Raw genomic sequence first — 14,980 nt, forward strand, 5'->3', positions numbered from 1 at the left:
TTCACCCGAGCCACGTTCTCAAAGGTTGCGCATGCAGACCCAAGCCATTATCGCCCCGCGAATTTCCACCCTGCCGGTGCACGAGCCGCGCGCGCGTGCCATCCTCCGTTGGCTGGTGCGCAAGGACATCATCGAAGAGCAGCCGAGCACCTGCGGCGCCAGCGGCAACCGCATGGCCTACGCCATCTCGGCCGGCGCCCGGGCGGTGGTCGAGCGCCCGGAGCTGCTGCCGTTCGGCGACGTGGTCAACGGCCTGGAAGTGATCACCGACCGCTGCATCTGCACCCCCCAGGACGGTTTCCTGCAGGAGGCCGGCTGCCCGCAATGCCGCCGCGAAGTCGGCGAGGCCTTGTTCGACAGCCTGGAGGAGTGGATGCCCGGCCACACCGACAATTTCGCCTGCCCGGAATGCGGCCATGAAGACGACATCAACGGTTTCATCTTTCTCCAGCCGTGCGCCTTCAGCAACCTGGGGTTCATCTTCAACAATTGGGAAAGGGCAGGGCTGAAGAAGGCCTTCGTTGCCGAGTTCGCCGATTGGCTCGACCAACCGGTGGCCCACGTGTCGGTCTACATGAACAGCCGCTAGGCGGCATTTTTCATCGAACGTTATCTATGCCTTTATTGTCGGGGCATGTTTGGGTACAATGGCGCGCTTCCATTTTCCCGCTCGGGAGCCCCCGCGATGCTGCGTATCAGCCAAGAAGCCCTGACCTTCGACGACATTCTCCTAGTGCCCGGTTATTCCGAAGTACTGCCCAACGAAGTCAGTCTCAAGACCCAATTGACCCGCGGCATCTCGCTGAACATTCCGCTTGTCTCCGCTGCCATGGACACCGTTACCGAAGCCCGCCTGGCCATTGCCATGGCGCAGGAAGGCGGTATCGGCATCATCCACAAGAACATGACCATCGAGCAGCAGGCTGGCGAGGTGCGCAAGGTCAAGAAGTTCGAGGCCGGCGTGGTCAAGGACCCGATCACCATCGAGGCCGACGCCACGGTGCGTGATTTGTTCGAACTGACCCGCCAGCACAACATCTCCGGCGTCCCGGTGCTGCACGATGGCGGCCTGGTCGGCATCGTCACCTCCCGCGACGTGCGCTTCGAGAATCGCCTGGACATCCCGGTGCGTGAAGTGATGACGCCCAAGGAGCGCCTGGTCACCGTGCGCGAAGGCGCCGACAAGGAAACCGTTCGCGACCTGCTGCACAAGCACCGCCTGGAAAAAGTCCTGATCGTCGACGGTCAGTTCAACCTCAAGGGCATGATGACCGTCAAGGACATCGAGAAAGCCAAGGCCTACCCGCTGGCCAGCAAGGACGACCAGGCTCGCCTGCGCGTCGGCGCTGCCGTCGGCACCGGCAAGGACACCGGCGAGCGCGTGGCAGCCCTGGTCGCCGCCGGCGTTGACGTGATCGTGGTCGACACTGCCCACGGCCACTCCAAAGGCGTGATCGACCGCGTGCGCTGGGTCAAGCAGAACTTCCCGGAAGTGCAGGTGATCGGCGGCAACATCGCCACCGGCGCTGCCGCCAAGGCGCTGATCGAAGCCGGCGCCGATGCCGTCAAGGTCGGCATCGGCCCCGGCTCCATCTGCACCACGCGCATCGTCGCCGGTGTCGGCGTGCCGCAGATCAGCGCCATCGCCAACGTCGCGGCGGCCCTTGAAGGCACCGGTATCCCGTTGATCGCCGACGGTGGCATCCGCTTCTCCGGTGACCTGTCCAAGGCCATCGTGGCCGGCGCTTCCAGCGTCATGATGGGTTCGATGTTCGCCGGTACCGAAGAGGCTCCTGGCGAGATCGAACTGTTCCAGGGGCGTTCCTACAAGGCCTATCGCGGCATGGGCTCGCTGGGCGCCATGTCGCAGACCCAGGGCTCCTCGGACCGCTACTTCCAGGACTCCTCGGCCGGTGCCGAGAAGCTGGTCCCGGAAGGCATCGAAGGCCGTGTGCCGTACAAGGGCGCCCTCGGCGCCATCCTGCATCAACTGATGGGCGGCCTGCGGTCGTCCATGGGCTACACCGGCAGCGCCAACATCGAAGAGATGCGCACCAAGCCGGAGTTCGTCCGCATCACCGGCGCCGGCATGGCTGAATCCCACGTCCACGACGTGCAGATCACCAAGGAAGCGCCCAACTATCGCGTAGGGTGATAGTGAACGTGGCGCCCGCCGGCGCCACGGCTGATTAAGCAAGCGGGGCTGTTGATTCAGCCCCGTGTCGTTTCTGATTACCTCTGACGAGATTGAGTCATGGCCCTCGACATCCACGCCCACCGTATCCTGATCCTCGATTTCGGTTCCCAGTACACCCAGCTGATCGCCCGCCGCGTGCGCGAGATCGGCGTGTACTGCGAACTGCATCCGTTCGACATGGACGACGAAGCGATCCGCCAGTTCGCGCCCAAGGGCGTCATCCTCGCCGGCGGCCCCGAGTCGGTCCACGTCGCCGACAGCCCACGTTGCCCGCAGGCGGTGTTCGACCTCGGCGTGCCGGTATTCGGCATCTGCTACGGCATGCAGACCATGGCCGAGCAACTGGGCGGCAAGGTCGAAGGCTCCGAGCTGCGCGAGTTCGGCTACGCCCGTGTCGACGTGGTCGGCAAGAGCCGCCTGCTCGACGGCATCGAAGACCACATCGACGCCGACGGCCTGTTCGGCCTCGACGTGTGGATGAGCCACGGTGACAAGGTCACCAAAATGCCGGAAGACTTCCACATCCTGGCCAGCACCCCGAGCTGCCCGATCGCCGGCATGTTCAACGACGATCGCCGCTACTACGGCGTGCAGTTCCACCCTGAAGTGACCCACACCAAGCAGGGCGGGCGTATCCTGTCGCGCTTCATCCTCGACATCTGCGGCTGTGAAGCGCTGTGGACGCCGTCGAAGATCGCCGAAGACGCCATTGCCCAGGTACGCGCCCAGGTCGGCAGCGACAACGTCCTGCTGGGCCTGTCCGGCGGCGTCGACTCGTCGGTCGTTGCCGCACTGTTGCACAAGGCCATCGGTGACCAGCTGACCTGCGTCTTCGTCGACAACGGTTTGCTGCGCCTGCACGAAGGTGAGCAGGTCATGGCCATGTTCGCCGAGAACATGGGCGTCAAGGTCATCCGCGCCAACGCCGAAGCACAGTTCCTCGGCAACCTCGAAGGCGAGGCGGACCCCGAGAAGAAGCGCAAGATCATCGGCCGCACCTTCATCGACGTGTTCGACGCCGAAGCCAGCAAGCTGGACAACATCAAGTTCCTCGCCCAAGGCACCATCTACCCCGATGTGATCGAGTCGGCCGGCGCCAAGAGCGGCAAGGCCCACGTGATCAAGTCGCACCACAACGTCGGCGGCCTGCCCGAGGAAATGAACCTCAAGCTGGTCGAGCCGCTGCGCGAGCTGTTCAAGGACGAAGTCCGCCGTCTCGGCCTGGAGCTCGGCCTGCCGTACGACATGGTCTACCGCCACCCATTCCCCGGCCCGGGCCTGGGCGTACGCATCCTCGGCGAAGTGAAGAAGGAATACGCCGACCTGCTGCGGCGTGCCGACCACATCTTCATCGAAGAACTGCGCAAGGCCGACTGGTACCACAAGGTCAGCCAGGCCTTCGTGGTGTTCCAGCCGGTCAAGTCGGTCGGCGTGGTCGGCGACGGCCGCCGCTACGCCTGGGTCGTGGCCCTGCGCGCGGTAGAGACCATCGACTTCATGACCGCTCGTTGGGCGCACCTGCCCTATGAGCTGCTGGAGACGGTGAGCGGGCGCATCATCAACGAGATCGAAGGGATCTCGCGGGTGACCTATGATGTGTCGAGCAAGCCGCCGGCGACGATCGAGTGGGAATGATTGGGCGTCCGGCATTGACCGGCACGATCTAGCAAGAAATGCCCTAGAGCCCGCGTAATTGCGGGCTTTTGGCTTTTTGGGTCTGGCAAATTGAACATTTTCAGCCGTCCTGCCCTGACCGCGCCCGGATGCAAGCGTCGGTGAAGCTTGCTGCGGGTAGCCAGATGTAGAAGTCCGCCATGATCCGCAATGGTCACCGCCTGTGTGGACGAAAGCCATTGCAACCGGCGGTGTATCGTTCCATCCCATTGCTCTATGCAATGCCCACGACTCACCGCCCGTTTCGATACTCCGGATTCCCACCACCCCGGAGGATCAAGAATGGACTCTCAAGCATCCATTGCCGAGCTCGGCCAGCACCTCAAGCAGCTTCTGCAGACCGCCGTCGTCGAACTGCCAGACCTGTACCAGATGGCTCACGACACCGCGCAGCACCTGCTGCAATCCATGGGCCTGGTCGCGGACCCCGATACCCTGTACTGGCATCGGTTCCGCAACAGTCAGTCCAGCCACCGCACCTTCACCGGCTTCGAGCACGTCGGGCCGCCGGTGGAAAGCATGACGTTCACCGAGTTGCTGATGCGAAGGTTCCGGGTCGGCGACCAGGACAATGCCGACCTGCTGCACCAGATGGGCGGTTTCTATCATGCCGATGCTACGGCGCGTTTCTATGATGAGCACAACGAAGCCCGGCTGGCGCCCGCTGCGGTAATGAAAGCGCTCTGGCAGACGGATTTCAGCGCGATGTATCACCCGCGCATCAAGCGGTTCTGGGACAGCCACACCGACGCGGTGCGCAGCATGATCCGACTTAATTGCCTATGTGCGGCGGTGCAGGCGTGCCAGGACCTGGAGCTGAGACGAGCGCAGGTGCAGTGGGTCTACGACGGGTTGGGTGTGGCACGGGCCATGGCGCCCACCGTCGCCGACTTCATGGGGGAGCGGCCGGCGCTGGCCGGGGTCTCGGTGCGCCGGGTGCGGATCGCCGGTCACGACCTGATCAATGTGCTGTGTTTCGCCGCGCCCACAGGCGGCCGGCTGCTGTACCTGGCGGGGCGCCAGGCGGCGTTCGAGGGGTTCGCCAGCGATGCCGCGCTGCAGGCTTGGCTGCACGGTGAATTGGGCTATGCCCAGGGCATGGATTATCTGCTGTTGCATACGGCGCTGGTGGGTGCCGCCGACGCCGTGCTGCGCCGGCAGGCCTTCGAGGCCCTGGGGGCACAGCCGCTGGGGCAGGCACGGGCGGGCATCGAGTGCCTGGCGCTGGCCGGCGATGCGGGGAGCTGGTTGTGCGAGCAGACCCGCCTGCAGATGGCTGCCGAGGCCGACTTGCGATTGCGTGGCAACGACGACCTGCGCAAGCAATTGTGGGTGGGCTACCTGGGCGCGGGGTTGCGCGTGCTGGGCCCCAGCGCGCTGGTTGCCTGGCCTTTGGCGCTGGTGGTCGTGGTGGCGAGTGCGTCGAAGTTTGCTCTGCACGTCGATCGCGCGGTGAATGCCAATGATCCGGCGCAGCGCCAGGCAGCACTGCTGGCAGCGATTTTCAGTGGCGTCGAACTGCTGCTTAACGCAACCCTGCTGCTTCCCGGCGCCATCCCTTCACTGGCCGAGCTCGAGCCGCTCGAGGCCCTGCCACGGCTGACACCCCGGGCGCCGGCGTTGCCCGAGGCCAACGGCATCGTCAGTGTCGACGGCCTGCAATACGTCCGCCTGGACGGCCGCTTCTATCGAGTCAGGCATGATTCGCAGATGCAATGCTGGTTGATTGTCGACCCCAAGCGCCCATATGGCTTCGGCGGTAACCACCCGGTGCGCTTCAATGAACAGCTGCAATGGGAGCTGCTGGACCCGCCCTGTCTCAGAGGCGGGGGCGGGTGTCTGGGGACGGCGAGGGTGACACCCGCGCTGCCCGACGATTATGAAGTGTTCGACATGCAAACCCGTCTGTACGAGACGCCGCTATCGGCCAGGGTGCAGGTGCGTGAGCTGTATCGCCCCGAGTTCAAGAATCTGCTGGCGGGGCTTGGCCTGGAAACCGGGCACCGGCTGGAGTCGGCCCTGGCGACGATCAACCGTTTGCGCGGCCGGTTGGTCGAAGACGCCGTCGCCTTCATCGAGCAGTGGCGCGCCAACCCTCGGCCACGCTCATCACAGTGGGTGCCGGACAGCAGCCTGTCGGTGCCACTGGCGTTGCAGCGGCTGCTGCAGCAGAGCCGGGGTGTGGTTATTGGCGAGTCGCACATTGCCATTGCCAGCAAGCGTCTGCTCATCGAGAACATGCAGGCCATGGTCCGCAATGGCGTGGATACCTTGTATATGGAGCACCTGCTCAGCGACCTGCATCAGGAGTGGCTGGAGAACCTGCCGCGAAGCGGCAAGCTGCCAGCACCCTTGCAGGACTATCTGCGCGCGCTTGACCAGGGGCACGGTCTGGAAGTCTCCAGCGAATATTCCTTCACGCGCCTGGTGCAAGTCGCGCGTCGAGAGGGGGTCGAGGTGAGGGCCCTGGATTGCGCCGCCAGTTACCGGCTGGACGGCATGGATGAAGTGTTCGAATACGTCGGCGGCACCATGCGCCAGCAGGTCTTCAGTTATTACGCCTCGCGGGTGTTCGCTGCCCGCCGTGCGGCCGGCCAGGTGGGCAAGTGGGTGGCGCTGGTGGGCAATACCCATGCCTCGACCTACAAAGGAGTGCCTGGGCTGGCGCAGCTGGAGGACGTGATGTCGATACGGGTGGTGGATGCGGGGGAGGGCCAGCAGACGGGTATGACCCTGGACCCCGGGGAGTTTTTCCTGCCCTCGATGGGGCGCCCCGACGGGGTCGTCAAGGCCGACTGGCGGCTGGCGCTGAAGGTGCGGGAGGCACCTTACGAGTTCCTCGATCCCTCGCTGGCCCCGCCTGGGGTGACCCGACCCTGATCGGCCACTTGCGGTAACCATTGCCGTCAGCGGGTGCTGGATCTGCCGAGGCATACTTGGGTTCTGAATAAGCCGGTAATAGGTTGTCAATTGACAACCTAAATAATGTTGGCAGACTGGAGGTCATGGATGACACGCGCAAGGCACCCCAACAAGGACATCGAATACGCCCTCAGGTACGCCGAACATCAGGGCTGGCGATTGCAGCTCGGCGGCGGGCATGCCTGGGGCAAGCTTTATTGTCCATACAACAGCCGTGATTGTCGCTGTGGTGACCATTGCATTACCTGTATCTGGAGCACGCCCCGCGACCCCCAGGCCCATGCCAAACGGCTGCTGCGGATCGTGGATAACTGCACCGGGCCTGACGGCGGCGCCGTGTTGCTGCCAAGGAGATAGATCATGGAATACCTTTTTCGCCTCAGCTATCAGCTCGACCCCGCTGATTGCGACGTCGATGTCCTGTTGGAGCGTCTGTTCGAGGCCGGCTGCGATGACGCCCTGGTAGGCGTCGGCCTGCCAGGGCGCATGGGCCTGAAGTTTCAGCGCGAGGCGCCGAGCGCCGAAGTAGCCATGCTCAGTGCGCTGGCGGACGTCAAGGCTGCCATGCCGGGCGCTCGGCTGATCGAAGCGGCGCCGGACATGGTCGGGCTCAGCGATGCCGCCGAGTTCGTCGGGGTCAGCCGGCAGAACATGCGCAAATTGATGCTGGCCCACAGTGGCGATTTTCCGTTGCCGTTGCACCAGGGCAGCACCTCGGTATGGCATCTGGATGATATTTTTCAGTGGCTGCAGCAGCGTGGCGGTTACCCGCTGGACCCCGCAGTGCTGGAAGTCGCTCGCTGCGCCCGCCGCGCCAACCTGGCCCGGGCTCGGGCCGGGCTCGCCGGCAGCGCAGATGATCCTTTCGAAAAATGGGTCGGCTGAGCGCTGGGCTTTGCGTCGGGCCCCCCGGATAATGGCGGGCAATGCGAGGATGACAGCTTTCGAGGTTTACCGAGTTTTGAAACAGTTACAGATCGTCGATCGCAGCCGTGATCGACACTTCATGCAGCAGGCCCTGGCCCTGGCGGCCGAGGGGGCGGCGCTGGGCGAAGTGCCGGTGGGCGCGGTGCTGGTGCAGGCTGGCGAAATCATTGGCCGTGGCTTCAACTGCCCGATCAGTACCCACGATCCCAGTGCCCATGCCGAAATGGTCGCCATTCGGGCTGCCGCCCTGGCGCTGAGCAATTACCGGCTGCCCGGCAGCACGCTGTATGTGACCCTGGAGCCGTGCAGCATGTGCGCCGGGCTGATCGTGCATTCGCGGGTGGGGCGGGTGGTGTTTGGTGCGCTGGAGCCCAAGGCTGGGGTGGCGCAGAGCCAGGGGCAGTTCTTCAGCCAGGGGTTTCTCAACCATCGGCTGCAGATCGAGGGCGGGGTGCTGGCGGATGAGTGCGGTGCGATCCTGAGCGAATTCTTCCGAGCGCGAAGGGCCAAGCCGGCGGGGTAGCCCGTGTGAGCGGGCAGTGCGCGAGTGCTTGATCCTGGGCCTCAAGTCCCTGGTGGCGGGTCTGCTGGCGGTTTGCTCTTGTCCACACCCGGCACGTGCAGGTTGCTCTCGGCCACCTGGCTGCCTTCCAGCTGCGGCTGGGTTACCCAGGTCAGGATGTCGTAGTAGCGGCGTATGTTCGCCACGAAGTGCACTGGCTCGCCGCCCCGCGCATAGCCGTAGCGGGTCTTGCTGTACCACTTCTTCTCGGACAGGCGCGGCAGCATCTTCTTCACGTCCAGCCATTTGTTCGGGTCCAGTCCGTCGTTTTCCGCCAGTTTGCGGGCGTCGTCCAGGTGCCCGGTGCCGACGTTGTAGGCGGCCAGGGCGAACCAGGTGCGGTCCGGCTCTTCGATCTTTTCATCGAGGCCGTCCTTGATGCTGGCGAAGTACTTGGCGCCGCCGGCGATACTCTGGTGCGGGTCCAGACGGTTGGCCACGCCCATGGCCTGGGCGGTGTTCTGGGTCAGCATCATCAGCCCGCGCACCCCGGTCTTGGAGGTGACGCTGGCCTGCCACATGGACTCCTGGTAACCGATGGCTGCCAGCAGCCGCCAATCGACCTTTTCATCCTTGGCCGACGCCTGGAAATGCTTTTCGTACTTGGGCAGGCGTTGCTGCAGGTGCTGGGCGAAAGTGGTGGCGCCAACATAGCCAAGCACGTCGACGTGGCCGTAGTAGCGGTCCTTCAGGCGTTGCAGGGCACCGTTCTTCTTGACCTTGTCGATGTAGCTGTTGATTTCGTCGAGCAGGCTGTTGTCTTCGCCGGCCGCCACCGCCCAGCGTTGATCGCGGGCGTCGCCCAGGTCGAAGGCCACGCGCACGTTGGGGAAGTACACCTGGTTCATCGCCACTTCGTTGGAGTCGACCAGGGTCAGGTCGATCTGGCCCTCGTCGACCATGCGCAGCAGGTCGACCACTTCGACGGCGTCGGACTCTTCCCACTGCAGCGCCGGGTACTGTTTTTTCAACTCGGCCAGTTGCTCGGCGTGGCTGCTGCCCTTGAGCACCATGATTTTCTTGCCCACGAGATCCGCAGCGTCGGTGGGGCGTGATTGGCCGTTGCGGTAGATGACCTGCGGGCTGACCTCGAGGTAGGGGTGCGAGAAACGCACTTCCTGCTGGCGCGAGGCGCTACTCACCAGGCCGGCGGCGGCCAGCACCGGGCCGTTCGGCTTGCCGAGGGCACCGAAGACGTCATCGAGGTTGTCGGCGGTCTCGATCTTCAGCTCCACGCCCAAATCGTCGGCGAGCCCCTTCACCAGCTCGTATTCGAAGCCGGTCTCGCCATTGCGATCCTGGAAGTAGGTCGCCGGGCTGTTGCGGGTGACCACGCGCAATACGCCATCTTCCTTGATCCGCTCCAGGGTGCTGGGTTTATCCACGCAGCCACTGAGCAGGAAGAGGAATGCAGCTGCGATGAGCCACTTGGCACCGCGCGGTCGTAGGGCAGTTTGTGAAGGCATGGCATGCAGTATACGCAAAGCACTCGCGGCGCCATATATCGACAGAATGCGGCGAGTCTGCTAGCGACCGCAATGGGTGATTTGCCCGCAAATATAGGAAGGATCCTACCCATATCGGTAAGTATTCCTACATCGCAAGCGGCGCAGATCGGCTGTTTTCACCGCGCCCAGCGCGTTCTCACCTTGGCCTGACGAGCCGAGCGCCGTTTCGGGTGCCCTGGCCGGCGGTTTACGCTAGAATGCACGGCCTCAAAGCACACCCCTTCCCGAGGCTGTCCCGAAGATGTTGATCCTGCGCGGCGCTCCTGCCCTTTCTGCCTTTCGCCACGGTAAATTACTCGAGCAATTGAGCCAGAAAGTCCCTGCTGTCAGCGGTTTGTACGCTGAATTCGCCCACTTCGCCGAGGTCACCGGCGAGTTGACCAGCGACGAGCAGCACGTACTTGCCCGTCTGCTGAAATACGGCCCCAGCGTGCCGGTCCAGGAGCCCAACGGTCGGCTGTTTCTGGTCATGCCGCGCTTCGGCACGATTTCGCCCTGGTCGAGCAAGGCCAGCGACATCGCCCACAACTGCGGGTTGGCCAAGGTTCAGCGCCTGGAGCGCGGGATCGCCTTTTATGTCGCCGGGCAGTTCGACGAAGCCCAGGCCCAGGCGATCGCTGACACCCTGCACGACCGCATGACGCAGATCGTGCTGACGCGCCTGGACGATGCCGCCGGCCTGTTCAGCCACGCCGAACCCAAGCCGCTGACGGCGGTGGACGTGCTGGGCGGCGGGCGCGCTGCGCTGGCGACCGCCAACGTCGAGCTGGGCCTGGCCCTGGCCGACGACGAAATCGACTATTTGGTGACCAGCTTTCAGGGCCTGGGGCGCAACCCGCACGACATCGAGCTGATGATGTTCGCCCAGGCGAACTCCGAGCATTGCCGACACAAGATCTTCAATGCCAGCTGGGACATCGACGGCGAAGAACAGGAAAAAAGCCTGTTCGGCATGATCAAGAACACCTACCAGATGCACAGCGAGAACGTGCTCTCGGCTTACAAGGACAACGCCTCGGTGATTGTCGGCAGCGTCGCCGGGCGCTTCTTCCCCAACCCTGACACCCGCCAGTACGGCGCGGTGCAGGAGCCGGTGCACATCCTGATGAAGGTCGAGACCCACAACCATCCGACCGCCATCGCGCCGTTCCCGGGGGCCTCTACCGGTTCCGGCGGTGAGATTCGCGACGAGGGTGCCACCGGCCGTGGCGCCAAGCCCAAGGCGGGCCTGACCGGTTTCACGGTGTCCAACCTGAATATTCCGGGCTTCTTGCAGCCATGGGAAAAGCCCTACGGCAAGCCCGAGCGCATCGTCACCGCGCTGGACATCATGATCGACGGCCCGCTGGGCGGCGCCGCCTTCAACAACGAGTTTGGCCGCCCGGCGCTGACCGGCTACTTCCGTACCTTCGAGCAGTCGATCAGCACCCCGCACGGTGAAGAAGTGCGCGGCTACCACAAGCCGATCATGCTCGCCGGCGGCATGGGCAACATCCGCGCCGAACACGTGCAGAAAGGCGAAATCACCGTCGGCTCCAAGCTCATCGTGCTCGGCGGCCCGGCCATGCTCATCGGCCTGGGCGGCGGTGCTGCCTCCTCCATGGCCACCGGCGCCAGCTCCGCCGACCTGGATTTCGCCTCGGTGCAGCGCGAGAACCCGGAAATGGAACGTCGCTGCCAGGAGGTCATCGACCGCTGCTGGCAGCTGGGCGAGCGCAACCCGATCAGCTTCATCCATGACGTCGGCGCGGGCGGCCTGTCCAACGCCTTCCCCGAGCTGGTCAACGACGGCGGACGGGGTGGCCGCTTCGAGCTGCGCAATGTGCCCAACGACGAGCCGGGCATGGCGCCGCTGGAAATCTGGAGCAACGAATCCCAGGAACGCTACGTGCTGGCGGTCGATGCCGCCGACTTCGAGCGCTTCCAGGCCATCTGTGAGCGCGAGCGCTGCCCGTTCGCCGTGGTCGGCGAAGCCACTGCCGAGCCGCAACTGACCGTCACCGACAGCCATTTCGGCAACAGCCCGGTGGACATGCCGCTCGAAGTGCTGCTGGGCAAGGCGCCGCGCATGCACCGCAGCGCCGTGCGCGAAGCCGAGCTGGGCGATGCCTTCGACCCGGCCGCGCTGGACCTGGCTGAAAGCATCGAGCGCGTGCTGCACCACCCAGCCGTGGCCAGCAAGAGCTTTTTGATCACCATCGGCGACCGCACCATCACTGGCCTCGTGGCCCGTGACCAGATGGTCGGCCCGTGGCAGGTGCCGGTGGCCGACGTTGCCGTCACCGCCACCAGCTTCGACGTCTACACCGGTGAAGCCATGGCCATGGGCGAGCGCACGCCGCTGGCGCTGCTCGACGCCCCGGCGTCGGCGCGCATGGCGGTCGGCGAAACCCTGACCAACATCGTCGCCTCGAGCATCGGCAGGATTTCCGACATCAAGCTGTCGGCCAACTGGATGTCGGCCGCCGGCCACCCGGGCGAAGACGCGCGTCTGTACGACGCGGTCAAGGCCGTGGGCATGCAGCTGTGCCCGGAGCTGGGTATCACCATCCCGGTGGGCAAGGACTCCATGTCCATGAAGACCCGCTGGAGCGAAGAGGGCGTCGACAAGAGCGTGACCTCGCCGCTGTCGCTGATCATCACCGGTTTCGCGCCGGTGCTCGACGTGCGCAAGACCCTGACTCCGCAACTGCGCCTGGACAAGGGCGAGACCGACCTGATCCTGATCGACCTGGGTCGCGGGCAGAACCGCATGGGCGCCTCGATCCTCGCCCAGGCCCATGGCCAGCTGGCCAGCCAGGCGCCGGACGTCGACGACGCCGAAGACCTCAAGGCCTTCTTCGCGGTGATCCAGGGCCTCAATGCCGACGGCCATCTGCTGGCCTACCACGACCGCTCCGATGGCGGCCTGCTGGTTACCGCCGTGGAAATGGCTTTCGCCGGCCACTGCGGCCTGGACCTGCAGCTGGACGCCCTGGCGCACTCGCGCGAAGAGGTCAACGCCTTGCTCTTCAACGAAGAGCTGGGCGCGCTGATCCAGGTTCGCCAGGGCGCCACGGCCGACGTCCTCACTCAATTCAGCGCTGCCGGCCTGGGTGATTGCGTGTCGGTCATCGGTCGCCCGGTCAACAACGGCGAAGTGGCTATCCGCTACAACGACGAGGTCATCTTCACCGCCCAGCGCCGCCTGATGCAGCGTCAGTGGAGCGAGACCAGCTACCAGGTGCAGAGGCTGCGCGACAACGCCCAGTGCGCCGAGCAGGAGTTCGACGCGCTGCTGGAAGAAGACAACCCGGGCCTGAGCGTCAAGCTGTCCTACGACGTCAACGACAACATCGCCGCGCCCTACATCAAGAAGAACGTCCGCCCCCAGGTGGCCGTGCTGCGCGAGCAGGGCGTCAACGGCCAGGTCGAGATGGCCCAGGCCTTCGATCGCGCCGGCTTCAACGCCATCGACGTGCACATGAGCGATATCCTCGCCGGGCGTGTCGACCTCAACGAGTTCAAGGGCCTGGTGGCCTGCGGCGGCTTCTCCTACGGTGACGTACTGGGCGCCGGCGAAGGTTGGGCCAAGTCGGCGCTGTTCAACAGCCGCGCGCGGGATGCCTTCCAGGGCTTCTTCGAACGCAACGACAGCTTCACCCTGGGCGTGTGCAACGGTTGCCAGATGATGTCCAACCTGCACGAGCTGATTCCCGGCAGCGAATACTGGCCACACTTCGTGCGCAATCGCTCCGAGCAGTTCGAGGCGCGGGTGGCCATGGTCCAGGTGCAGGAGTCCAATTCGATCTTCCTGCAGGGCATGGCCGGTTCGCGCATGCCGATCGCCATTGCCCATGGTGAAGGGCATGCCGAGTTCGCCAGCGAAGATGCACTACTCGAAGCCGACGTATCCGGCTGCGTGGCCCTGCGCTTCGTCGACAACCACGGCAAGGTCACCGAGCAGTATCCGGCCAACCCGAACGGCTCGCCGCGCGGGATCACCGGCCTGACCAGCCGCGACGGCCGCGTGACCATCATGATGCCGCACCCCGAGCGCGTGTTCCGCGCGGTGCAGAACTCGTGGCGCCCGGACGACTGGAACGAAGATGCCGCCTGGATGCGCATGTTCCGCAACGCGCGAGTGTGGGTGAATTGAAGTGTCGTTGAACTAAAGGGCGGCCGCGCTGTGCACAAGCTCGCCTTCTTCGTTCCGGACAGCCATGTCGAAGCTGTCAAAAGTGCCGTGTTCGCCGCCGGTGGCGGTCGCATCGGCGCCTATGACAGTTGCGCATGGCAGGCTCTCGGCCAGGGCCAGTTCCGCCCGCTGGCAGGCAGCGAGCCTTTTGTCGGGCAGACTGGCGTGGTCGAACGGCTCGCGGAGTGGAAGGTCGAGCTGGTCGTGGCCGACGACCTGATCGGCGCCGTGGTTCAGGCGCTCAAATTGGCCCACCCCTATCAGACGCCGGCGTTCGAGGTCTGGCGCCTGGCGGATATCACCTGAGGCCTGCTCTGGGCCCCAGCCGGCAACTGCATAGCGAACCCGCACCGCTACTGCTGCAACACCCAGTACGTTTTTGCTGATCGAGTCGAGCGTAGAAAGTGGCTCGGTGGGCGTATCAGGGCCTGATTTCGATCATCGTGCCGTCGCGCACCAGCCCCCACACTTCGCGCATGTCGTCGTTCTTCATGGCGATGCAGCCGTCGGTCCAGTCCAGGGTGTTGAAGTACCATTCCGGGTAATTGTCGTCCACCGGTGTGCCGTGAATCATGATCATGCCGCCGGCGTCGACGTTCTGCGCGCGCGCCTGGGCGGCGTCGTGCAGGTTGGGGTAGGAGACGTGGATGGCCAGGTTGAAGCGGTCGCTGGTCTTGCGCCAGTCCAGCCAGTAGAAGCCTTCAGGGGTGCGGCGGTCGCCTTCGCGCTCCTTGGGGCCGCGCGGCGCCTTGCCCAGGGACACGTGGTAGGTCTTCAACGCTTCGCCGCGGCTCATCAGTTGCAGCTTGTGGGCCGACTTGAGCACCAGCACCTTGTCGATGGCGCCCGGCGCGCCGACCGGAGCAGCGATCACCACGTCCTGCTTGAGCTGGTCGACCGGCTTGGTGACGAGGGTCTGGGTAAAGGCGGCTGAACACAGCGACGCGCAGGTCATGCAGAAAACGGCTAGCAACCAACGCATGGGGCTGACTCTTGGAAAAGGCCTGAGTGGA

11 protein-coding genes are annotated in these 14,980 nt (G+C 64.6%); 9 read left to right on the forward strand and 2 right to left on the reverse strand.

The features are described from left to right. The first annotated feature begins 31 nt into the window (after positions 1 to 31). The 7 genes from SFA35_RS05605 to tadA all read left to right on the forward strand — a co-directional run bounded on the left by SFA35_RS05605 (position 32) and on the right by tadA (position 8,243). Positions 32 to 589, forward strand: coding sequence for a sugar ABC transporter ATPase (locus SFA35_RS05605; RefSeq protein ID WP_320576087.1), 558 nt, complete (start codon positions 32 to 34; stop codon positions 587 to 589). 96 nt (positions 590 to 685) lie between these two features. Next, the gene (guaB, locus tag SFA35_RS05610) at positions 686 to 2,155 is read left to right on the forward strand and encodes an IMP dehydrogenase (RefSeq protein ID WP_320576095.1); all 1,470 of its coding nucleotides are present in this window, start codon (positions 686 to 688) and stop codon (positions 2,153 to 2,155) included. Between the two features lie 99 nt (positions 2,156 to 2,254). Beyond that, positions 2,255 to 3,832, forward strand: coding sequence for a glutamine-hydrolyzing GMP synthase (gene guaA / locus SFA35_RS05615; protein ID WP_320576097.1), 1,578 nt, complete (start codon positions 2,255 to 2,257; stop codon positions 3,830 to 3,832). Between the two features lie 321 nt (positions 3,833 to 4,153). Then, positions 4,154 to 6,751 (forward strand): membrane-targeted effector domain-containing toxin, encoded by a 2,598-nt coding sequence (locus tag SFA35_RS05620; protein ID WP_320576100.1) that lies wholly within the window; start codon positions 4,154 to 4,156, stop codon positions 6,749 to 6,751. Positions 6,752 to 6,880: 129 nt separating this feature from the next. Beyond that, the gene (locus tag SFA35_RS05625) at positions 6,881 to 7,150 is read left to right on the forward strand and encodes a hypothetical protein (RefSeq protein ID WP_320576102.1); all 270 of its coding nucleotides are present in this window, start codon (positions 6,881 to 6,883) and stop codon (positions 7,148 to 7,150) included. A gap of 3 nt (positions 7,151 to 7,153) precedes the next feature. Beyond that, complete coding sequence (locus SFA35_RS05630; protein ID WP_320576103.1) at positions 7,154 to 7,678, forward strand: DNA-binding protein; 525 nt, start codon at positions 7,154 to 7,156, stop codon at positions 7,676 to 7,678. 121 nt (positions 7,679 to 7,799) lie between these two features. Then, a complete protein-coding gene (tadA, locus tag SFA35_RS05635) occupies positions 7,800 to 8,243 on the forward strand; it encodes a tRNA adenosine(34) deaminase TadA (protein ID WP_320578852.1) in 444 nt (147 codons plus the stop codon). A 41-nt stretch (positions 8,244 to 8,284) separates the two neighbouring features. Here the strand turns inward: tadA and mltF are convergent, their stop codons facing one another. Continuing rightward, a complete protein-coding gene (mltF, locus tag SFA35_RS05640) occupies positions 8,285 to 9,748 on the reverse strand; it encodes a membrane-bound lytic murein transglycosylase MltF (protein WP_320576105.1) in 1,464 nt (487 codons plus the stop codon). Between the two features lie 283 nt (positions 9,749 to 10,031). Here mltF and purL point away from each other — a divergent pair, with 283 nt between their 5' ends. Together purL and SFA35_RS05650 are read left to right on the forward strand one after the other, a co-directional pair. Continuing rightward, positions 10,032 to 13,928 (forward strand): phosphoribosylformylglycinamidine synthase, encoded by a 3,897-nt coding sequence (gene purL / locus SFA35_RS05645; RefSeq protein WP_320576108.1) that lies wholly within the window; start codon positions 10,032 to 10,034, stop codon positions 13,926 to 13,928. Between the two features lie 30 nt (positions 13,929 to 13,958). After that, positions 13,959 to 14,273 (forward strand): YqfO family protein, encoded by a 315-nt coding sequence (locus SFA35_RS05650; RefSeq protein ID WP_320576110.1) that lies wholly within the window; start codon positions 13,959 to 13,961, stop codon positions 14,271 to 14,273. A 115-nt stretch (positions 14,274 to 14,388) separates the two neighbouring features. Here the strand turns inward: SFA35_RS05650 and SFA35_RS05655 are convergent, their stop codons facing one another. Continuing rightward, the gene (locus SFA35_RS05655; RefSeq protein ID WP_320576112.1) at positions 14,389 to 14,949 is read right to left on the reverse strand and encodes a L,D-transpeptidase family protein; all 561 of its coding nucleotides are present in this window, start codon (positions 14,947 to 14,949) and stop codon (positions 14,389 to 14,391) included. Positions 14,950 to 14,980: the final 31 nt, after the last annotated feature.

Origin of the sequence: Pseudomonas sp. HR96 (assembly GCF_034059295.1) — a bacterium.
Lineage (GTDB): Bacteria > Pseudomonadota > Gammaproteobacteria > Pseudomonadales > Pseudomonadaceae > Aquipseudomonas.

Bases quoted from the DNA above. Each gene is read 5' to 3' on its own strand.
- SFA35_RS05605 (WP_320576087.1), top strand. From the start codon at position 32: ATGCAGACCCAAGCCATTATCGCCCCGCGAATTTCCACCCTGCCGGTG.
- guaB (WP_320576095.1), top strand. From the start codon at position 686: ATGCTGCGTATCAGCCAAGAAGCCCTGACCTTCGACGACATTCTCCTA.
- guaA (WP_320576097.1), top strand. From the start codon at position 2,255: ATGGCCCTCGACATCCACGCCCACCGTATCCTGATCCTCGATTTCGGT.
- SFA35_RS05620 (WP_320576100.1), top strand. From the start codon at position 4,154: ATGGACTCTCAAGCATCCATTGCCGAGCTCGGCCAGCACCTCAAGCAG.
- SFA35_RS05625 (WP_320576102.1), top strand. From the start codon at position 6,881: ATGACACGCGCAAGGCACCCCAACAAGGACATCGAATACGCCCTCAGG.
- SFA35_RS05630 (WP_320576103.1), top strand. From the start codon at position 7,154: ATGGAATACCTTTTTCGCCTCAGCTATCAGCTCGACCCCGCTGATTGC.
- tadA (WP_320578852.1), top strand. From the start codon at position 7,800: ATGCAGCAGGCCCTGGCCCTGGCGGCCGAGGGGGCGGCGCTGGGCGAA.
- mltF (WP_320576105.1), bottom strand. From the start codon at position 9,748: ATGCCTTCACAAACTGCCCTACGACCGCGCGGTGCCAAGTGGCTCATC.
- purL (WP_320576108.1), top strand. From the start codon at position 10,032: ATGTTGATCCTGCGCGGCGCTCCTGCCCTTTCTGCCTTTCGCCACGGT.
- SFA35_RS05655 (WP_320576112.1), bottom strand. From the start codon at position 14,949: ATGCGTTGGTTGCTAGCCGTTTTCTGCATGACCTGCGCGTCGCTGTGT.